General features: G+C 34.1%; 26 protein-coding genes and 2 pseudogenes. 5 read left to right on the top strand and 23 right to left on the bottom strand.

All coding sequences use genetic code 11. The features are described 5' to 3' along the window. Positions 1–29 precede the first annotated feature (29 nt). The 3 genes from kynA to kynU are packed head-to-tail and all read right to left on the bottom strand — an operon-like array spanning position 30 to position 2,829. Entirely contained in the window at positions 30–869 is an 840-nt protein-coding gene (kynA, locus tag ACUN0F_RS19515; protein WP_137053485.1) for a tryptophan 2,3-dioxygenase, read from the bottom strand. Between the two features lie 41 nt (positions 870–910). Then, a complete protein-coding gene (kynB, locus tag ACUN0F_RS19510) occupies positions 911–1,540 on the bottom strand; it encodes an arylformamidase (protein WP_264461438.1) in 630 nt (209 codons plus the stop codon). 2 nt (positions 1,541–1,542) lie between these two features. After that, positions 1,543–2,829 (bottom strand): kynureninase, encoded by a 1,287-nt coding sequence (gene kynU, locus ACUN0F_RS19505; RefSeq protein WP_264461437.1) that lies wholly within the window; start codon positions 2,827–2,829, stop codon positions 1,543–1,545. A 159-nt stretch (positions 2,830–2,988) separates the two neighbouring features. Between kynU and ACUN0F_RS19500 the strand changes: the two genes are divergently transcribed. After that, on the top strand, positions 2,989–3,600 hold the full coding sequence (locus ACUN0F_RS19500) for a TetR/AcrR family transcriptional regulator (protein ID WP_445539974.1): 612 nt from the start codon (positions 2,989–2,991) through the stop codon (positions 3,598–3,600). Between the two features lie 35 nt (positions 3,601–3,635). On the opposite strand, the gene ACUN0F_RS19495 is transcribed toward ACUN0F_RS19500, so the two are convergent. Continuing rightward, positions 3,636–4,073 carry an NUDIX hydrolase gene (locus ACUN0F_RS19495; RefSeq protein ID WP_445539973.1) on the bottom strand — a complete coding sequence of 146 codons (438 nt, stop codon included), beginning with the start codon at positions 4,071–4,073 and terminating at the stop codon, positions 3,636–3,638. A gap of 125 nt (positions 4,074–4,198) precedes the next feature. Here ACUN0F_RS19495 and ACUN0F_RS19490 point away from each other — a divergent pair. Continuing rightward, a pseudogene (locus ACUN0F_RS19490) lies at positions 4,199–4,399 on the top strand (hypothetical protein); the annotation flags it as partial. Here ACUN0F_RS19490 and ACUN0F_RS19485 read toward each other — a convergent pair. The 7 genes and pseudogenes from ACUN0F_RS19485 to ACUN0F_RS19455 form a co-directional block, all read right to left on the bottom strand. After that, entirely contained in the window at positions 4,391–4,630 is a 240-nt protein-coding gene (locus ACUN0F_RS19485) for a DUF3953 domain-containing protein (RefSeq protein ID WP_445539972.1), read from the bottom strand. The pseudogene ACUN0F_RS19490 and the gene ACUN0F_RS19485 overlap by 9 nt on opposite strands. Before the next feature lie 21 nt (positions 4,631–4,651). After that, the gene (locus ACUN0F_RS19480; RefSeq protein ID WP_327974132.1) at positions 4,652–4,897 is read right to left on the bottom strand and encodes a DUF3977 family protein; all 246 of its coding nucleotides are present in this window, start codon (positions 4,895–4,897) and stop codon (positions 4,652–4,654) included. A 112-nt stretch (positions 4,898–5,009) separates the two neighbouring features. Then, the gene (locus tag ACUN0F_RS19475; RefSeq protein ID WP_445539971.1) at positions 5,010–6,860 is read right to left on the bottom strand and encodes a sigma-54-dependent Fis family transcriptional regulator; all 1,851 of its coding nucleotides are present in this window, start codon (positions 6,858–6,860) and stop codon (positions 5,010–5,012) included. Positions 6,861–7,174: 314 nt separating this feature from the next. Further along, positions 7,175–7,513 carry an NIPSNAP family protein gene (locus ACUN0F_RS19470; RefSeq protein ID WP_445539970.1) on the bottom strand — a complete coding sequence of 113 codons (339 nt, stop codon included), beginning with the start codon at positions 7,511–7,513 and terminating at the stop codon, positions 7,175–7,177. A 27-nt stretch (positions 7,514–7,540) separates the two neighbouring features. Beyond that, positions 7,541–8,083, bottom strand: a complete 543-nt coding sequence (locus ACUN0F_RS19465; protein WP_327963236.1) for a GNAT family N-acetyltransferase — start codon at positions 8,081–8,083, stop codon at positions 7,541–7,543. A gap of 12 nt (positions 8,084–8,095) precedes the next feature. Next, positions 8,096–8,866, bottom strand: coding sequence for a DeoR/GlpR family DNA-binding transcription regulator (locus ACUN0F_RS19460; protein WP_445539969.1), 771 nt, complete (start codon positions 8,864–8,866; stop codon positions 8,096–8,098). 293 nt (positions 8,867–9,159) lie between these two features. Next, positions 9,160–9,342 (bottom strand): annotated as a pseudogene (locus ACUN0F_RS19455) (DUF4085 family protein); the annotation flags it as partial. Positions 9,343–9,512: 170 nt separating this feature from the next. On the opposite strand from ACUN0F_RS19455, the gene ACUN0F_RS19450 reads away from it, so the two are divergent. Further along, positions 9,513–10,109, top strand: coding sequence for a hypothetical protein (locus ACUN0F_RS19450; protein WP_060486733.1), 597 nt, complete (start codon positions 9,513–9,515; stop codon positions 10,107–10,109). Between the two features lie 82 nt (positions 10,110–10,191). Here ACUN0F_RS19450 and lpdA read toward each other — a convergent pair whose 3' ends face one another. The 5 genes from lpdA to ACUN0F_RS19425 form a co-directional block, all read right to left on the bottom strand. Continuing rightward, on the bottom strand, positions 10,192–11,571 hold the full coding sequence (gene lpdA / locus ACUN0F_RS19445) for a dihydrolipoyl dehydrogenase (RefSeq protein ID WP_264461430.1): 1,380 nt from the start codon (positions 11,569–11,571) through the stop codon (positions 10,192–10,194). Between the two features lie 15 nt (positions 11,572–11,586). Then, positions 11,587–12,786, bottom strand: coding sequence for a dihydrolipoamide acetyltransferase family protein (locus tag ACUN0F_RS19440; RefSeq protein ID WP_445539968.1), 1,200 nt, complete (start codon positions 12,784–12,786; stop codon positions 11,587–11,589). 27 nt (positions 12,787–12,813) lie between these two features. Beyond that, positions 12,814–13,848: an acetoin:2,6-dichlorophenolindophenol oxidoreductase subunit beta gene (acoB, locus tag ACUN0F_RS19435; RefSeq protein ID WP_088081325.1), complete on the bottom strand. Its 1,035-nt coding sequence runs from the start codon at positions 13,846–13,848 to the stop codon at positions 12,814–12,816. Between the two features lie 17 nt (positions 13,849–13,865). Next, complete coding sequence (gene acoA, locus ACUN0F_RS19430) at positions 13,866–14,864, bottom strand: acetoin:2,6-dichlorophenolindophenol oxidoreductase subunit alpha (RefSeq protein ID WP_046954101.1); 999 nt, start codon at positions 14,862–14,864, stop codon at positions 13,866–13,868. A gap of 169 nt (positions 14,865–15,033) precedes the next feature. Then, the gene (locus ACUN0F_RS19425; RefSeq protein ID WP_445539967.1) at positions 15,034–15,513 is read right to left on the bottom strand and encodes a DinB family protein; all 480 of its coding nucleotides are present in this window, start codon (positions 15,511–15,513) and stop codon (positions 15,034–15,036) included. Positions 15,514–15,701: 188 nt separating this feature from the next. Here ACUN0F_RS19425 and ACUN0F_RS19420 point away from each other — a divergent pair, with 188 nt between their 5' ends. Then, positions 15,702–16,547, top strand: a complete 846-nt coding sequence (locus tag ACUN0F_RS19420; RefSeq protein ID WP_445539966.1) for an oxidoreductase — start codon at positions 15,702–15,704, stop codon at positions 16,545–16,547. Positions 16,548–16,586: 39 nt separating this feature from the next. Continuing rightward, complete coding sequence (locus tag ACUN0F_RS19415; RefSeq protein ID WP_046959631.1) at positions 16,587–17,105, top strand: GrpB family protein; 519 nt, start codon at positions 16,587–16,589, stop codon at positions 17,103–17,105. A 26-nt stretch (positions 17,106–17,131) separates the two neighbouring features. On the opposite strand, the gene ACUN0F_RS19410 is transcribed toward ACUN0F_RS19415, so the two are convergent. From ACUN0F_RS19410 to ACUN0F_RS19380, 7 genes are all read right to left on the bottom strand, one after another. Beyond that, complete coding sequence (locus ACUN0F_RS19410; protein ID WP_445539965.1) at positions 17,132–17,725, bottom strand: uridine kinase family protein; 594 nt, start codon at positions 17,723–17,725, stop codon at positions 17,132–17,134. Positions 17,726–17,764: 39 nt separating this feature from the next. Further along, positions 17,765–18,145 (bottom strand): DUF4181 domain-containing protein, encoded by a 381-nt coding sequence (locus ACUN0F_RS19405; protein ID WP_445539964.1) that lies wholly within the window; start codon positions 18,143–18,145, stop codon positions 17,765–17,767. Positions 18,146–18,165: 20 nt separating this feature from the next. After that, positions 18,166–18,606: an NUDIX domain-containing protein gene (locus ACUN0F_RS19400; protein WP_445539963.1), complete on the bottom strand. Its 441-nt coding sequence runs from the start codon at positions 18,604–18,606 to the stop codon at positions 18,166–18,168. 61 nt (positions 18,607–18,667) lie between these two features. Then, positions 18,668–19,030 carry a DUF4181 domain-containing protein gene (locus ACUN0F_RS19395; protein ID WP_000558206.1) on the bottom strand — a complete coding sequence of 121 codons (363 nt, stop codon included), beginning with the start codon at positions 19,028–19,030 and terminating at the stop codon, positions 18,668–18,670. A 17-nt stretch (positions 19,031–19,047) separates the two neighbouring features. Beyond that, positions 19,048–19,884: a PP2C family serine/threonine-protein phosphatase gene (locus tag ACUN0F_RS19390; RefSeq protein ID WP_445539962.1), complete on the bottom strand. Its 837-nt coding sequence runs from the start codon at positions 19,882–19,884 to the stop codon at positions 19,048–19,050. Continuing rightward, positions 19,868–20,347, bottom strand: a complete 480-nt coding sequence (locus tag ACUN0F_RS19385; RefSeq protein WP_000106234.1) for an HIT family protein — start codon at positions 20,345–20,347, stop codon at positions 19,868–19,870. Before ACUN0F_RS19385 ends, ACUN0F_RS19390 begins: the two co-directional genes overlap by 17 nt. Before the next feature lie 112 nt (positions 20,348–20,459). Continuing rightward, positions 20,460–20,627 carry a hypothetical protein gene (locus tag ACUN0F_RS19380; RefSeq protein ID WP_000509286.1) on the bottom strand — a complete coding sequence of 56 codons (168 nt, stop codon included), beginning with the start codon at positions 20,625–20,627 and terminating at the stop codon, positions 20,460–20,462. Positions 20,628–20,724: the final 97 nt, after the last annotated feature.

The following is a 20,724-nucleotide window of genomic DNA, read 5'->3' as shown; positions in this document are numbered from 1 at the left end:
TGCCAGTAATAAACTGACAGGTTTGTTTTTTATAATTTCGTACGAACATTCCAAAGCTCTGGGAAGAAACATTGATCAAGTACCCTTTTCAAATAAGATACACCAGAAGATCCACCTGTTCCCATTTTATGACCAATAATACGTTCTACCGTTTTCATATGACGGAAACGCCATTGTTGTAGCCAGTCTTCAATATCGATTAATTTTTCAGCAAGCTGATATAAATCCCAATATTTCTTCACATCGGCATACACTTCTACCCATGCTGCTTCTACTGTTGCATCTTCTTCATAAGGCTGCGTAATATCACGGTTTAACACATCTTTATGAATAGGGAATCCTTCTTTTACAAGAGCTTGAATTGCGACATCATACAAACTTGGTGTATGTAGCGCTGTATGAAGGCGAGCGTGTAATTCTGGATCTTTTTCATAAATTTTTAATGCGTGAGGCGTTTTATAGCCAAGTGCATACTCAATCATACGATATTGATACGATTGAAAACCAGAAGCTTGACCGAGTGAATCACGAAACTCAATGTACTCTGATGGCGTTAATGTCGCAAGAATATCCCAAGATTGAATAATTTGCGACTGAATTTTTGATACACGTGCTAACATTTTAAAAGCTGGTTGTAATTTATCATTTTTAATAGATTCGATTGCTGCGTTTAACTCATGTAAAATAAGCTTCATCCAAAGTTCACTTGCTTGGTGAATCACGATAAACAACATTTCATCATGATGATCTGATAATCTCTTTTGAGAAGATAGTAAACTATCTAATTGTAAATACTCCCCGTACGTCATATTCTCTTTAAAGTCCGTATGAATTCCTTTTTCCATAATTACCTTTTCATTTTCTTTCATATTAGCCAAACGCCCCTTTGCGCCTTTTTATATAATTCTACTTATATTGGTCTAATAACTGCTCGAACTGGACTTCCATCTGCATCTGTTAAGGCAAGTGGTAATGCGATTAATTCATAATCGCCGTCTGCTACATTATCTAGTACGACATTTTCTAAAATGTGTATACCATGTTTAAACAATTGGTGATGCGCTGCTAATTCTTTATCGTCTAATGGATCTACTGATGGTACATCCACTCCGATTAAACGTATACCTTTCTCTGAAAGAAATGGTGCTATATCAGTACGTAAATGCGGGATTACATCTGGGAATTCATTCGCTTTACCATGTGAAGCTGTGCGTAACAACAAACGTTCTACGCCTTCTAAATGAAAGGTTTCTAATTCCTTTTTCCCAATGCTTTCAAGATTAGAAACATCAATGATCCGCGCTGGACCGACATAAACTTGAACATCTAAATCTATTACTTTCTTTCCATCATTATCAAAATGAAACGGTGCGTCAATATGAGTACCTGTATGAATACTCATCGTTAACTTTCCGACATTTACTGAGCCACTCTCTTCTTTTGACCATGAAACTTCATACGAGAACGGTGTATCACCTGGCCAAGTAGCAATATCATTATTTAGCGGTTGTGAAATATCAATCCACTCTGAAGCTTTCATACTTATGCCACAACCTCTCGCTTATTTTCAAACTGCTTATACTCTTCATCTTTCATAATTTTCTTTAATATTTGTACAGATTTCCACACTTCTTCGTATGTGTTATATAAAGCGACCGGCGCAAGTCTTACTCCATTAGGTGCACGGAAATCAGGGATCACTCCATTTGCTTTTAACGCTTTACATATGCGCGCTGCTTCTGCATGTTCTAAATAAATGTGCCCGCCTCGTTTTTCATCTTCTAATGGATTTCCAATTGTAAATCCAAAGTCTTTTAATTCATGATTAATTAAATTAAGCATGTATCTTGTAATATGTAGCGATTTTTCACGTAAACGTTCTATTCCAGCATCTTTAAAAATTTCAAGAGAACCGATTAAAGGTGCAGTACTTAATACGTGCGGTGTACCAATTTGATAAGCACCTGCATGATCAGCTGCGGTTAAAGTATGTTCCATATCAAACTGCTTATCTTTTCTAGAACTAAACCAACCAGATAATCCTGGAAGTCTATTAAAATGCTTTTTATTTACATAAAGCCCCGCAACTCCACCAGGTCCTGCATTTAAATATTTGTAATTACACCAAATTGCGAAATCAACATTCCATTCATTGAAATGGTGCGGAATAGAACCAATTGAATGGCATAAATCGAATCCGATATGAATACCACGCTTATGTGCTTCCGCTGTTAAACGTTTCATATCAAGAATTTGACCGCTTCTATATAGTACAGAAGGTAATAAAATTAACGCGATATCATCTGTCATTTCCTGAATAATATCATCTTCAGAAAGTGTTCTACCATCGCGGCTCTTCACTCGTACTAAATGCTCATCTGGATCTAATCCTTTTAAACGAATTTGACTTTGAAGTGCATAAATATCTGATGGAAATGTTAATTCATCAGCAAGAATTTTTGTACGTATTCCTTTCGGCTCATAAAATGTCGCAATAACTTGGTGTATATTCGTAGTAGTGGAACCGGTTACAATTGTTTCTTCCGGTAAAGCTCCAATAAGAGGTGCAGTCAATTCACCTAATTTCTCTGAAAGGAAAAACCACGGATGCTCACCTTCAGTCCAGCCGTCAATTCCATACTCTTTCCATGAATGTAGCAACGTAAGTAACGATTTCTCTGCTCTTTTTGAAAGTAGTCCTAATGAGTTTCCATCTAAATATATTGTTCCTTCTTTTTTATAGAATTCAGTTTGAAAATCTTTCAGTTCATCATGTTTATCACATTCAAGCGCATATTCATAAGTTGGTTGAAATGGTTCTTTATACATGGTGTCACCTTCTTTTAATTTTCTTTTTATTCTAACTAATTGAAATATATCACCTTAGTTGATATAACGTCAATGATATTATGTCAGTTGACTTTATATATGCATTTCTTTTACAATACTGTTATATTTTCAGATATTTCAGTATAAAGAGGTGATTCTTTGAAAAACAATACTCTTTCATCAAGAAAACACCGCTCCTTAGAAACAAAGAAAAAACTATTACACGCTGGTTACACTATTTTTATACATAACGGATTTCAAAAAACGACAATTACACAAATTATTAAACATGCAGAAACTGGTTATGGAACGGCATATGTATACTTTAAAAACAAAGATGATCTCCTCATTGTTTTAATGGAAGATGTCATGAATCAATTTTATGATATTGCTGAGCGCTCCTTTTCACCTCAAACGAAAGAAGCAGCACATAAAATGATTCAAAATCAAGTTAGAGCATTTCTACAACTAGCAGAAAAAGAACGAGCTATATTGCAAGTTGTACAAGAAGCAATCGGATTATCAAAAGAGATACGTCAAAAATGGGACGAGATACGGGAACGCTTTATAAAAAATATTACGCAAGATATTACATACTCTCAAGAAAGTGGATTAGCTCATACTGAATTAAATGAAGAAATTGTAGCACGTGCTTGGTTCGCGATGAATGAGATGTTTCTTTGGACGATTGTGAAAAATGATAAAGAATTAGAATTAGGAGAAATTGTGCATATATTGACGGAAATGTATACGACTGGGTTATATAAATAGCACACCTTCAATAAATAAGGTGTGCTATTTTACATTTATAAAAATATTTTATCTGGGTATGGTAACGCTAAAGGTGGCTTTTCGGATAAAGAGAAATATTGTAGTTTTAAAGATTCACCATCTATTGATCTTAGCTCGCCACTAGTAACTTCACACTCAAACACAACAATAATATATTCTACTTCATCGCCATTTGGATATGTATGACGATACTCTTCACCTCCAAATACGCCTTTTTGTTTTATTACTTGTACTTTCAATCCTGTTTCTTCCCAAACTTCCCGAATTACTGCTTCTTCTGGAGTTTCCCCAAGTTCAATTGCTCCAGCTGGCAAACTCCAGTATTCCCCGCCAGGATATTGAAACAAAATATCTCCTTGCCCATTTTTTATAACAGCAGCTACACTCGGCACAAAAATTAGTTCATGGCCTAATTGCTCCCGGATCTTTTTATAATATAGCGACATAGACATATAATTCTCTCCCACTCTATTAATGACTGTATTTTCTGATATTTATTGTATAATATTCTTAATGCTAACTTCTATATTGAAAGGAAAAGAATATGCCGTCAGAAAAACTAGTAAACGAATTTCTATCATTTAATGATAATGTTTTAAAACAATATTTCCAAGGTAAGAAAAAAGAATGTATTCTCACCTCTTCTGAACTTACTTATTGGATAACAGGAAGATTTTGTATTGTAAAAAAAATGTACCAAACAGCAACTACTATTTTTAATGAGAAAACTTCAAAAAATAAGCTGTTACTCAACATGTTAAGTAACAGCTTATTTTAAATATTTCATTAACGATACAGCAATACAAAATAGCGATGTAAGTAAAAGTAACAGCCCCATATCCTTATTCCCTTTTTCCCCCTTCTTAACGTTTTGTATCCCCATACTAGCAAGCATAAAACTTAACAATAATTGCAAAATAAGCATACTTTGCTTCGAATCATCATTCCAACAGTAAATAGAATAGCCCATTACAATAATAGCGAGTATAAATGTAGTAATTCTATTCATAAAAACACCCCCTATTTAATACTATTGTTTTAACCTACTTACAATCCCAACTATAAATTTATATTCAATCCTCCTCTTTTTAACTTTCTTAAACCCTTCTTTCGTATCAAAAATAAAACAAGTTTTCCGAAACCAAATTCGTACATATAAAGACTCAAAATAAATAGGTTTTATAATTCCTCGTTCCTCACATTCAGTTCCATCTTTATTTTCAATTTCTGTTCGAACGAACCACCTATTTCCGAAGCCAATTTCAATATACTTCACATAAGTCCCCCTTCCGGAAATTAATTTCTAACTACTCTATTATTTCCCCGGTAAGCGCACATTCCGACAGAACATGAGCCCACAAAGAAAAAGTAGATTACAAAAATCTACTTTATAGCTTATATTTTTGCATTCGTTTATAGAATGTACTTCGAGGAACATCTAATAGTTTTGCAGCTAATGAAACATTTCCATTCGTCTTTTCTAGCGCTTCAATCATACTATCACGCTGTATTTTTTCACGGAAATTTAATGTATGTTCTGTTTTATTTTCTGTTTGCAATTCAAGTTGATGTTGATTTCCCATCATTGTTTGTAATAAAAAAGAGATTTGTTTTTCGCATATTTCCCGTCCTTGCGACAAAATGTAAATCCGTTCTAATACATTTAATAATTCCCGAATATTTCCGGGCCATGTATGCTGTGAAAATTGATTACAAATACTCTTTGGGAATACAACATTCCAATTCTTTCGTTCACAAAAATCTTGTATGAAGTACGGAATATCCTCTTTTCTTTCTATTAACGATGGAACATATAGCGGATAAACATGTAACCGATAATATAAATCTTGACGGAATTTCCCTTCTTCTACTAATCGCAGTAAATCTTTATGTGTCGCTGTAATAATACGAATATTTACTGGTACTTCTTTTGAACTGCCAATCGGGGTTACTGTTCGTTCTTGTAAAACACGCAATAATGCTACTTGCATCTCTGGCGTCACTTCACCAATTTCATCTAAAAATATTGTTCCACCGTCTGCTTGTTCGAATTTCCCTTTATATCCTTGGCGCCGCGCACCTGTAAACGCACCTTCAGCATAACCGAATAATTCACTTTCCATTAATTCTTTCGGCAACGAACCGCAGTTAACAGCTATAAAAGGACCATTTTTTCTTGGACTATTTTCATGAATCGCTCTCGCTACATATTCTTTCCCTACACCTGTTTCACCACAAACATATACACTAGCGTCAGTTGGAGATACAAGCTTAATTTCTTCTAAAGTATGTTGAAATGCATTGCTTGTCCCAATAACTCCAGGGAAAGTAATTCCGTTTACAAATGGGGAAGTAGAAAATAAATTCTCTCGCTTATTTTCTTTTACATAAATACATTTCCCGATCATTCTTTCATTACTATATACTGGTACTTCTAATTTAGGTTTCAATCCATTTCGCATTAAATCTTCAAGTTTCATCCGTGACCAATTAGAAACTCGTTCTCGAACCTTCTTGCTTGCAGAAACGATAACATCACGATGATTACAAATAATAACTTGTTCATCACTGTCAATTACATCTAAAAAACGATGGATTAAAAGTAATTCATTTTGATGCACTCGAATACTACATTCACGTTCAATCGCATGTGCAATCGAAGTTACCATCCCGAGCATATACGGATGTGAAAATTCAATTGGACAGGAGAAATCTAGAACTCCAATTAATTTCCCGTCATCATTATGAATCGGAGCGGCCGCACAGCTCCAGCTATGAGATGCGACAGAATAATGCTCTGTACCACTTATCATAATAGCCTCTTCAATTTGTAGCGCGGTTCCTATCGCATTTGTACCAACAGCTGCTTCCGTCCATTTCACACCTTCAATGAAGTTAATATGTTTCGCTCGTTTTAACGTTTGTTGATTTCCACTTAGCGATAGAACGTAACCGTCTGGATCAATTAATAATGCCATCATTTGCAGTTCATCAATGGTTTTCCTCATATTTTGTAATTGAGGTATTGCTATATCAAGGAAGATTTCACTCTTTTTCTTTTGATCTTGAAAAATATTAGAAGACAAAATTTTCTGACCTTTATTCATATGAGGGTTCACATTTGCTTGTTTACATCGATGCCATGACTCTGAAATTCTTTCGTTTATACGATTCGAATCAAGGACTCCTTCATCAACAAACTTTTTCCATGTATGTAAGTAAAACGGTGAAGCTAACATTGTATCATCTCCCTATTCATTGTTTTGGAGATCTGTAAAAACATACTTTTATTATAAAACTGAATAAAAGCGTTTTCAATAAAACTAGAAAGACGACACAAATATGTTAATAATTTGAATATCCTAATTCGCTTCTTTATTCTTTTTTAGTAAAACTATATTTTGTATAATGGACGCAAAGAAAATACATATCCAAAACCACTTTTGTGGAGTGCCGTTTATAAAGAAAACTATCACCGCTATTGCAAATAAAATAGTAGACGCTATACTAAAATATAATTTTGTTTTAATTCTCATAATCTCTCACTCCTCTATCACTTTACAGTACATACTAACTCTTCATTTTTTAACTCTAATATGTACTTCTGTAAAACATATTCTTTTCCGCCATGTTTTTCATACCAATCCTGTATTCTTGTAACATGCATCTTATCACTTCTAATTTTTGATTCAATTTCTTTATACTGTTCATAACTATCATATTCCCATATGGCAAACACTTCAGTCGTGTCATTCTTATTATCTTTCATCCAGCGCCCTATTAGCCTAGAGCCATGCTTTAACTGATTAGGTAAGTTCGTGTTATTGAAATGATCATTAAATATTTTAATAAATTCACTTTTTACTATATAGTACTTTCTTCTATAAAACATACATTTCCCCCTCTTTTATGAACAGACTCAAATACACCTTCCCATTACAACCGTATTATAATACCTCCCATCCGAAAGCCTTTTATCATTTTTCAAAATACCTTCTACTTCAAAACCTAATTTTTTATAAAGTTGAATAGCTTTTTCATTTGTCTCTAACACTTGCAATGCTATCTTTTTCACTTCATTTTCATCAGCCCACTGAATAGATTGTTGCAATAGACTCTTACCGATTCCATATCCCCAAAATTCTCTTAAAATACAAACACCAAATTCTACCTTATGGGATAATCTCTTCAAATTTGATCCTTCACATCTTGAAAATCCTGCGATTCGGTTGTCCACTTCTGCAACTAAAAAGAGATTTTTCGTCTCTTCACTATCTGTTTTTATTATTTTTTGAAAACCTATCTTATCTATAAATCCCTCTCCAGCTTCTCTATCCATATTTTCAGTTTCGCCATCGATCTGAACTCTAATTTCCGATAACTGCTCAGCATCCGTTTCAGATGCAGAACGAATTGTATAAGTTAATCCATTTATATGAAACTCTTGTCCTTTTATAATCATTACAAACTCCTTTTAAATGCAGTCTATTGATGCTATCAAAATTTCTTTGCCTTGTTTCTCAAATTGTTGAATCGTTTCTTTACTAGTCTCTTCATCTGTTATAATAAGGTCAATTTCTCTCAGTGACTCTCCTTTTATAAAGCAATTTGTTCCGAGTTTATTATGAGGAGCTAAACAAATGTTTCTTCTAGCAATTTTACTTACTGTTTTTCCAAAATAAGCAACTTCCGGAGTTACTGTACTTATACCATTCAATGAAATGCCGCCACCTGTAGAGAAATACAGATCAATAGATAATCTACTTATCATTTCAGAGGCAAGTGTATCTGTCATATTTCCTGATGGTTTCACCTTTCCACCAATTAAATACGTTTCTACATTCTTAAACTCCCTTAACTTACTAGCAATTTCTAAAGCATTCGTAATCACTGTAAATGATGTTTCAGGTAAATACTTTAACATCGCATAATGAATAGATGCCCCGCCAATAAAAACGGAATCTCCTTCTTGTATGTAGGATGCAGCAACTTTCGCAATCGCTTCTTCACCTAGTGAACTATCACGATAACGTTTCGATGGTTCAACAGTTAAATTCCTTACTCTAGTAAGTTCGATTGCACCTCCATGTGTTCTTTTTAACAAACCATCCTTCTCCATAATAGACAAATCTCTTCTTATAGAATCAATAGACATATCAAAACTTTCCGCAAGATCTTTAGCAATTACCCTTCCATCTTTCTTCAGTAACTCTAAAATTTTTTCTCTACGCTCTTCAGTAAACATATTCCCACCACCATTATTGAAGATTCAGAAATTTAATCTTTATTTTAATTATATGCATGCCTCTTCCGTTTTACAATATTTTCAATTCTTATTTATTCCGTTTTATACAGTATTCTCCCTCTTTCTATCCTTTTTAACTTGAAAACTTCACCAAAATAATTAAATAATATGTATTTATATATAGATAGCAAAGCTGCCCTTTAACAGATATATATTGGAAACTTGATAATTTAGCATCTAAATAAAAAACAGTCCTATAAGACTGTTTTTTATTTGTAAAGTTATAAACTTTACTAGTTACCTATCTCAAGCGATACGTCTTTTGCACAAATCGTCACTTCTTCAAATGGGCAATCAAATAAAACACCCAATTCGAAACCCTCATTAATAAGATCTATTTCATGACATAACCACCAAGCACCTTCAAAATGTTCCGGAATAGAACATTTCGTTACGCCTGTAAAAAATACATCTATTTATTATATCATTCCAATAACTATTTTTTCTAAAGAAAAAATGCAAAACTATAAATATTCCGCCTTTTATTTCTAAAACTTCAGAATATTTACAATAGTTGATAATTAGAATACATTTTACTAGTACAAAGTTTCACCTGTACAAAATCTAAACAAAAAGGGATGGTTATATGTTGAAAAAATTAGTAGCAGGGACATTAGTAGCAGGATTTGCATTAACTGGAGGATTAGGTGCAGTAAGTGCAGAAGAAAAAAGTAACACAATTAAGTCATTTGACTATTTACAAGTGGATGAACAGAATGTTAATTCATTTGCAAAATTAAGTGATCAGGATAAGAAAGATATCCAAATTACTATGGTATTACCAGAGCAAAATGAAAATGGAGATTGGCTAGCTTACGGTTTTACTAGCCGCGAAACATTAGATGCTTATATTGAAAAGGATAAAAAAGTACTTAAAAATAAAATTAATCCTTTAGGTAGCGGTGCTGGTAGTACTGATTTTTATGAACATAAAGATAAAGGTGGCCAATATATTTACTGGAGCAGCGGTTTTAAAAACTTACCTTCTAGCTGGAATGACAGAATTTCTTCTGTAAGTACAGCATCGCCTTCAGCAAGTTATTCAACGACACTTTGGGAGCATACTTCAACACAAGGCTATGGAAAAGGTGTTGTATTCAAACATGCTGATTGGTACGGTAAAACTGCTAATTTAGCTGCTGATTGGAACGATATTACTTCAGCGATTGACGTAAAAAAATAATAAGATATTCAATTTTTCCTGTAAAAATTCAAACCACTATTCTCTTATTCATTTAGAGAATAGTGGTTTATTATATTTCCATCTAAGCATGTACAGCATGCCCTACAGCTTGTAATAACGCTTCATGAATCGCTTCAGATAAAGTTGGATGCGCTGCAATATAATCTCTCATCATATCAGCGGTAACTTCTGTATGAATCATTACAGTTCCTTGTCCAATAAGTTCGGTTGCACGAGGACCGATAATTGAAATCCCTATAATTTCTTGATATTTAGGTTCAACAATAACTTTTACTTTCCCCGTTTGTTCTCCAATAATAAGCGCTTTTCCGTTCGCTGTAAAAGGAAATTCTCCGATAAGAATATCACCATATTGCTCTCTTGCTAATTTTTCATTTAAACCGACGCTAGCAATTTCTGGTGCTGTATAAATACAGCGAGGTACAGCATGATAGTTTACTTTTACATCTTCTCCGCTCGCGTGTAATGCTGCCGTCGTACCTTCATGGAAGGCAACGTGAGCAAGTTGTATTCCGCCAATTACATCACCTGCTGCGTAAATATGTGATACATCGGTTTGCATATGTTCATTCACGGAAATTCCTTTATTTGAATATTGAATGCCTGCTTTTTCTAAATCTAATTGTTGTACACGTGGTTTTCGGCCGACGGAAACTAGAACAAATTCTGGATTGGCTTCTTGTATACGTCCTTCATATTCAAATGAAGCTTGCTTCTTATAATTATTTAATCCTTTTAAAGCAGCTCCTGTAAATATTTCTACGCCACCATTTTCTAGTTTATCTCTTAAAATATGTGCGATATCTTCATCTTCACCAGGTAATAATTGCGGTGCCATTTCAACAATCGTAACTTTTGTTCCAAGACGACTATAAATACTTGCAAACTCGCAACCTATTACACCACCGCCAACGATTAATAATGATTTCGGTATATTTTCTAGGGACATTGCATGGCTACTATTTAAAATCCACTTCCCATCAAATGGAGCAAAAGGTAATTCAGTCGGTTCTGAACCTGTTGCTATAATGAACTGGTCTCCATCTACTACATCTACTTTATCACCGTGTGTAACTCGTACACGGTGATCCGTTTCAAATTTCGCTTTACCTTGTATAACTTTTATTTTATTTTTCTTCATTAAATATTGAATTCCTTTGACGAGCTGCGTTACGATCTGTGATTTCCTCGCCTGTATTTGCTTCCAATCAATTGATATACTTCCTTTGTTAAGCGTAACTCCGTAATTATTCGCTTTTCTCACAATGTCATGCACTTCCGCACTTTCTAACAATGATTTTGTAGGCATGCAACCAACATTTAAACAAGTCCCGCCAAGATCAGCTTCATCAATAAGAGTGACATCTTTCCCATTTTGAGCCGCGGTAATTGCCGCTACATAGCCAGCAGGTCCGCCTCCAATAACGACTAATTTACTCATTCTCTCACCTTCTCTTTATAAAAGAATTGTTACAGGTTCTTCTAAATAACGTTTAATTGTGCGTAAAAATGCAGCTGCTGGTGCACCGTCTAGTACACGATGATCGAAAGTTAAACTTAAAGGTAATATACTTCCTTTTTTAAATTTTTTCCCTTTATATACTGGAACATGTTCAATTGCACCAACACCTAAAATACCAGTCTCAGGTGTATTTAATACTGGTGTGAAATATTCAATCCCAAAGCTACCTAAATTACTAATTGTAAAGGTTGTTCCTTGCATATCATTACTACTTAAACTACCTTCTCTTGCTTTTTGTGCAACGTTTTTAATCTTTTTAGATAACTCTACTAAAGAGATTTTATTAGCAAAACGAATAGCTGGAACGACTAGTCCTTTTTCTAACGCGACTGCCATGCCTAAATGAACATGTGCAAATTGATGAATTGCGTCATCTATATATGCGCTGTTCATTTCTTTATGCTCCCCAAGCGCTAATACAACAGCACGAGAAACAAAATCCGTAATGGTTAGTTTGTTATCATAGCGTTTTTGTACAACTTCCGCTATTTCTTTATGTAAAGCTACTAAATCTGTCACATCTACTTTCATCGTTAATGTTAATTGCGCACTATTTTGTAAGCTAGCATGCATACGGTTCGCAATTGCTTTTCGCATACCAGTAACAGGAATGACTTTATTTTCTTCTTGTTCAAGTACTTCTGGAATTGCAACTCTTTCTTCAAGTGCCTTTAATACATCTACTTTTATAATTCTTCCACCAGGTCCTGTACCAATTAATGATCTAATATCAAGATTTTCAGTTTTTGCAATCTTTTTCGCAACCGGAGATATTTTGACTATTTGCTTCGTAACATCTATCGCATATGGTTCTGCATGTTGTACATTTTTAGGTTCTGGATTCGATGTTTTCTCTTCTATAACATTTGTACTTTCATAGACTTCTATTTTTTCATTCGGTTTACCGATATAGCAAATTACAGTACCCGGTGGAACTCCCTCATCTTCACTTACAGCTATATCAAGAACAGTTCCATCAGCCGGTGCTTCTATTTCAGTTTCGATTTTTTCCGAGTTAATACTAGCAATTAGTTCACCTTTTTCTACATTATCACGTGCTTTAATATTCCAGCTCGTAATAATACCTTCTTTCATCGCCATACCTAACTTTGGCATTACAACTTCAACAGCCATGTTTCTCTCTCCCTTCTCATCGTTTCATTACACATGTAATAAAGATTGGTCTCCGATCATTTCTGATACAGTTTCAATTACTTTTTCCGGCGTTGGTAAATATAACTTTTCAAGTGGTGGAGAGAACGGAACTGGTGTATGTGGTGCTGTAATTCGTTTAATAGGTGCATCTAACAAATCGAATCCTTTATCCGCTACAATTGCTGCAATATCCGTTGCGATACTACATCTTGGATTTGCTTCGTCAATAACAATTAGGCGATTCGTTTTTTCAACAGATGCTAAAATCGTATTTTCATCCAATGGTGATAAAGAACGTGGATCAATTACTTCTACTTCAAGTCCCTTTTTCGATAATTGCTCAGCAGCTGCAAGTGCTGTATGAACTTGTTTTCCAATTGCGACGATTGTTACATCAGAACCTGCACGTTTAATATCTGCTTTCCCTAATGGAATTGTATAGTATTCTTCTGGTACTTCGCCTTTCATATTGTAAAGTGTTTTATCTTCAAAGAAGATAACTGGATCGTCATCTTCAATTGCTGCTAATAATAAGCCTTTTGCGTCATACGGAGTAGAAGGAACGACAACTTTTATACCTGGAATGCTCGTAAATAACGCATATAAACTTTGTGAATGCTGTGCCGCTGCGCTAAAACCAGCACCATGCATCGTACGTACTGTAACTGGCACTTTTGCTTTACCACCGAACATGTAGCGGAACTTTGCGCCTTGGTTTAATACTTGATCAAGGCAACTACCTATAAAGTCATTAAACATTAATTCAGCAATCGGACGTAATCCTGTTGCAGCAGCTGCCATCGCCGCCCCCATATAACCCGCTTCTGAAATAGGTGTATCTAAAATACGATTTCGGCCAAATTCTTGTACAAGGCCTTTCGTAACACCGAGTACACCGCCCCATGCTTCATCGTCTTGCAAGTGATCAACTTGTGCACCGCCTGCAACATCTTCTCCGATTAAAATTACATTTTCATCACGACGCATTGATATTTTCATCGCTTCATTAATTGCAGTTGACATACTTACTGTTCTAGTCATTATTTTTCACCCTCCTCTTATTTGTAAGAAACGTATACATCTTTTAATAATTCTTCATCCTCTGGATATGGACTATTTTCACTAAATTCAATTGATCTTTGCACTGCTTCATCTACTGCCTTTTCCATATCGACAAGTTCAGATTCAGTTAATAGCGCTTCATGAATTAAATGCTTACGGAAATTCACAATCGCATCTTTTTCATTTAAATGTTCTTCTTTTTCTTCTGAAGTTTTATACGTTTGTGCTTCACCTTCGAAATGACCGTAATTGCGATATGTCATACATTCAATTATTGTTGGACCACCACCATTACGCGCACGTTCTACTGCTTCTTCCGCGGCTTTATATACTGCAAGTAAATCTTTTCCATCCACTTGAATACCTGGAATATTGTAGGCTTTTGCTCGATCTGCAATGGAATCACAACTTGACGCATATTCAAATGTCGTTGCTTCACCGTAACCGTTATTTTCGGCGATAAAAATAACTGGTAACTTCCAAATCGCTGCTAAGTTAACCCCTTCGTGAAATGTCCCTTCATTATTTGCTCCGTCACCGAAGAAGCAAACACTCACATCTTTCGTTCCTTTATATTTAGCTGTTAATGCTGAGCCACAAGCAAGTGGAAAACCTCCGCCTACAATCCCATTTGCACCAAGCATTCCTTTATTTAAATCGGCAATATGCATGGAACCGCCTTTACCTTTACATAATCCTGTCACTTTCCCGAAAAGTTCAGCCATCATCCCGTTTAAATCACAGCCTTTTGCGATACAATGTCCATGTCCTCTATGCGTACTTGTAATACTGTCACGATCCGTTAAGTGGGCACATACACCAACTGCTACCGCTTCTTCACCTGCGTATAAATGAACGAAACCTGGCAGAACGCCTTGGGCGAATAATTCATGCACCTTATCTTCAAACTTACGAATCTCTAACATTTTTTCATACATCCAACGAGCTTGTTCTTTCGTAATTTCATTCCCTTTACTTTCAGTTGTTTTTAACATGTTCAGCCCTCCTATTTTCTTGTTCATCTTTTATATTGCAAGTACTGTGCCAAATTCTAATCCTTGATTTCATGGGTTTTCTCTTTTCTTTCATAATAAAAAAGTGGACAAAATGAGACATATGTCTCGTTTTGTCCACTTTTGTTCACCTAATTTGAGAATTATTATCTTATTCATTCTCAAAACTCTTCTGCAACTTCCGGATGTAAATAATTTGACCAATATGATAAGCGTTATGAGTTGTTACATTCGCTAATATTTCCCACCATTTTGCGGAAACAGGAAATCCAACGACATCACTTTCAACCTTCTCTTCATTTATAAGTTTTTGCCATTGTAACAGTTTCTCTAGTAGTTTTTCTCTCAACTCATCGAAGGTTTGATTATTTGAAAGCATAAAACTTTTGTTATTATCACCAATAGCGGGCACGGCATTCACATTCGATTCTTTGTACCTAGTTTGCCACGTTGAATTCCAATACAGTAAATGTTGTACAATTTCAGCTATACTATTACTCTCTTCATTCGGCTTCCAGAAAGCTTCTCTCTCAGGTAGATCTTTCACTGCATCTGAAAATGGAATATACCAACTAGGATCGTTCGCATTCGCCAATAATTGATCTGCTAATACATCTTTCACATGAACCATTTTTCTTCCCTCATTTCATAAATGTATTTATACTCACTTCTTTATATACGCTGAGTCCGAATAATTCCCTCTTTTAAAAATCTCATAGAATATAGAATTAACGGGTATTGCTCTCAAAACGAATGTAAGAATAATAGATTTTCTTTTCATAACTCGTTATGATAAAAGAAAAAGAAAGCTGGCGGAAAATGAATAAAAAAATCGCAGTTATAACCGGGGCTTCAAGTGGTTTCGGTCTTTTAACAACACTTGAGCTTGCGAAAAAAAACTATTTAGTCATAGCTACAATGCGAAACTTTGAAAAACAAGTGAACTTAATATCTCAAGCTACTCAACTCAACTTGCAGAAAAACATAACAGTTCAACAATTAGATGTAACCGATCAAAACTCAATACATAACTTTCAATTATATTTAAAAGAAATAAACAGAGTAGACCTACTTATTAATAACGCAGGATATGCACATGGGGGCTTTGTAGAAGAAATTCCAGTAGAGGAATACCGTAAACAATTTGAAACGAATCTTTTTGGGGCTATATCAATCACTCAGCTTGTTTTACCTTATATGAGAGAACAAAAAAGTGGAAAAATCATAAATATAAGTAGCATTAGTGGTCAAGTCGGATTCCCTGGTCTATCCCCTTACGTTTCTTCAAAATATGCGTTAGAAGGCTGGAGTGAATCCCTTCGTTTAGAAGTAAAACCGTTCGGAATAGATGTTGTATTAGTGGAACCAGGTTCTTATAACACAAATATATGGGAAGTGGGTAAACAACTAGCTACAAACCAATCTGAAACTACTTCTCCTTACAAAGAATATATGGATAAAATACAAAAACATATTAATAGCGGCAGTGATACATTTGGTAATCCGATAGATGTTTCTAATAAAATCGTAGAAATTATAGAATCGAAGCGTACGAAATTACGATATCCGATTGGAAAAGGTGTAAAATTTATGATGTTCGCGAAGAAGATTCTTCCTTGGAGATTGTGGGAATACCTTGTTTTAAGAAGCTTTAAGAAAATGTAATAGACTTTTGAAAACCATTTTGAAAGAGGTGCTAATTAAATGTTAGGTTTACCGTATGGAAAAGTATTTTTAGTTCCGTGGACTGAAGAATGGGAAATTGAGTTTATGAAAGAGAAACAATTCATCGAGGAACAAATTGGCAAAAATATTTTAGCGATACACCATATTGGTAGTACTTCTATTCCATATTTAAGTGCAAAGCCAATTATTGATATTGCAATCGAATTAGAAAATTATACGGACGGTTTAAAATGTATAAACAAGTTAGAACTACTAAACTATAAATACAGAAAAGATGTATTGCCTGAACGATACTATTTTAATAAAGGAGAGCCAAGAACTCATCAAATTCATATGTATGAACAAGGAAATACATATTTAATAGAACAATTACAATTCAGAGATTACTTAATTGACAACAAAACTTCTCGTATTCAATATGAACAGTTAAAGATTCAACTTTCACAAGCTAACCCTAATGATAAACATAAATATGCTGAGGATAAAACAAATTTCGTTACATCCATTATAGCTAAAATAAATGATAAATTTAAATAAGAAACCATTTACTACTCAATGGTTTCTTATTTATTAATTAACTCTTGATTTGTACCATCAATTATAAAATCTGCAAATTCATGTGGTTTATGACTTTCTACATACATATCTTCAGCAACCATCCAATTGTTTTCCCACATATCACGTGCTGTTTCGCCATCTCTAGCAATCCCTCTTTTTATACGTGTTTCACGAGGACAATTCACCCATATTTTCAAATCATACATTTCCGCCAGTTCCTGACGTGTTGCATATACACCTTCTATAATAACAATTCCATTTGCAAGGACAGTATGAGATTCTGCTAAAGAATCCGTTTCCCAATCGTAACGTTTATAACATCCTTCAACACCATTACTAATCGGATCTAAAACTTCTTGTAAAAGGCGTTTCCAATCAAAATCTGCACCAATCGATTTATTCGTAGGATGTTCATTTATAATTTGTGAGGATGGTAAATAAAAATCATCCATATGAACAATCGTTACAGTTGAAAACTTACTTTTTATTTTATTAGCTAACGTACTTTTTCCTGCACCACCACAACCATCAATACCTATTAGTAGTGATTGCTCTACAGACTTCACTCGAATTTGTTCTAATATGTTATTTAACCCCAAACCATTTCATCCCCTCGTTTTATATCTATAGACTTACTTTTACGCTGAAATCGGATCGAAGTAAAGTAGCAATGAAATCATAACTACAAATGCAAGTAAACCGATTGTAGAAAGGATGTATTCTTTCGATTCTCTATCAAATTTCCACTCCATCCATGCGCGTAACGTCCATAACGTTGCAAAAAAAATGAAAAAGGCATACCCTATGTTTGCATTTTCATCTCTATTAACATAAATAATAATACTTACAAAATAAATAATAAACAATACAATTTCCAATTTTACATGCAAGCTATTTACATACTTATATCCAAAGAAACCCCTCTTCTCCATATTCAACTTTCTTCTTAAAAATTGCTCTAAAAAATAGCCACCTATAGCGATTCCTATAATTATTATCCAAACAGAAGAATTCCACATGTTCAATCCCCCCTATTACTTTATTTATTTTTAGAAATAGAGTGGACTATATTACGTTTATTCTCTTCTAAATAACTTACAATTCCTTCAGGATATGTGGACCTCTCCTTTAATTCATTTATACTTTTCCAAATTAATATAATATCCTCATATTCTTTATGTCTAATTTCATTTATTACCCTCTCTTTAACAATTCCCCTATGTATCAATGTGCAATGATGTCCTTTTTCGTTGTCCCACTCGAAAATATGTTCATTTACTACGGCCAATTCTTGAACATCAATCTTCAAATTGTATTCTTCTATTAATTCTCTTACTATTGCTTCTTTTGCTGTTTCACCAAATTCAATGTAACCTCCTGGAAAACGATAAAATGTTTCTCTTAAATCACATTGTACAAGTACGTTAGAATGATCTTCATTTAAAATCATTACTTCAGCACGTAATCGAGGACTTTTCATTTCTTCTCTCCCTATAATTGCTCATTTTGTGATATTGCCATAGTATCTTAATCAATACGTATTAAATAAGAAAATATAGAATTATCCCCGTTATCAATAGTGATACAACTCCGCCTAAGGACATCAAAAACTCTCTTGATTCTCTATCATATTTCCATTCCATATATGATTCGAAACTATACAACGTAATTAAAAACAGAAAGGGTAGGAAGCCCATGTATAGAGGGTTCGAAAGAGAAGAACATATAATTATAACTACTATATACGAAAAAATAATAATCCTGTTTCCCCATTTATGCAGCTTATTTACATATTTATTATTCCATCCTTTTTGTTTCGGTATATTTAGCCTTTTTCTCACTATATTTTCTAAAACAAATAAGAATATGATCCATAAAACTAATACAATTACTTTCACATGCATTAGAGAGAACACCTCCTTTATCTTATCGTCTGGATTTTCTCCGGCTGATCACTCGGATACGTAGTACTCATTTTGTTCTCTACGTCCCAACTAATAATAGTCGCACTATCTCGTCCGAATTGATGATGAACGTGCTCTAATACATGATGAACACTTTCTTCAAGTTCTATATTATTTCTATTCATATCATTATACAGATTCAATGGTGTTTCATAATGACGTTCCCCGCATTCTAATACTCCATCTGTAACCATTACAATTCGATTCTTCCCAGTACGTAATTCACGAATTCCTGTTGAATAGCAAGGGACTGGTAAATTAAATGTGTTTATATTTCCAATCCATTCGTAAAAATGACGTTGATTTAATGCATATTGTCCTAACTTATGTAACTCTTCATGAAATACATACACTAAACCATCACCAATAGATAACCACCATATGTAGTTTTCTTTTCTTACACATATTAAGCACGCTGTTTCACCTTTTACTCTTTTGCACTTTTCCTTAAATGAAGATGACTGAAAAATTGTAAGTATATGATTTTCAACAGACTGAAATACTGAATTAATTGGTTCATTCAAAATTACTTTTATATTTTCATATTCTTTTTCGATTGTATTTACTACTAAGTCAACACTTTCCGCACTATTATGTCCATCTAAAATAGCTGCAAATTCCCATTCACCATTTGACCAAACTAATGCACCATCTTCATTCTTTTTCGCTCCAGCACTTATATTCCCGCCATATTTACCAAGTACAATATCACCATATTGCTTAACTAAGATTTCACCTAAACACATTTCCCTACTTCCAACCCACGAATATTGTGTATTATTTGTTGTATGCATACTCATTTACCATATACTTTCGTATTCTTTCGCATAGTTTTTTTATTTTCTCTTCGTCACCATATGGTGCACCAGTCCATTTCGCTACTTCGGTTGGTGACCAAAACTCTTTTGGTGTATTCGGATAACGCGGAATAATGTGCATATGCATATGTGGTACACCATTTCCTGAAACAAAAGTGTAAATATGTTCTGCTCCTTCACTTTCTTTTAATGCTTTACTTACTCTACTTGTTATAAGTCCGAACGCTTTCGCTTCTTCATCTGTTAGTTCAGCGAGGCCAGGTACATGTCTTTTTATATCTATCATTACATAACCTAGGTATGTTTCTTCACTATCCCAGTGGACATGTCCAACGTAAACGAGTTCATCTTCGTAAATAGCTCCACCTGGAACTATAATATTTCCTTTATGTTTTTCGCAAATGAAGCAGTTTTGTTCTACTTGATTGTTTGTTGACATATCCATCACCATCCTTTTTATATATAATATCACAAAAAAAGGAAAAACAGGTTTGATATTCCGAATTTTCATTCTTTTGATACAGCAATTTTTGAAATGAATTTACACCTCATTATTTCTTCAAAAACGCAATCCCAATTATAATCCCAATCACAATTCCGATTACTAAATTATTTGTAAAGTGCCCTTGAAATACACCAATTACAACCCCTATACCGACACCTATTGCCAAAGCATCATTTCTTTTTTTATTTTTAGCCAAAATTGCATTTCCTCCCATCATTTCTCCCTAAATAACATACATTTACTTGAATGTATTAATATATGCACTATCTCGTTTCAATATTTCCAAAAAATGTACTATAACTTCACATATA

This window comes from Bacillus sp. 1A (assembly GCF_052682215.1).
Note: the sequence above shows the minus strand (reverse complement) of the source record. Positions and strands in the feature narration are given on the sequence as shown.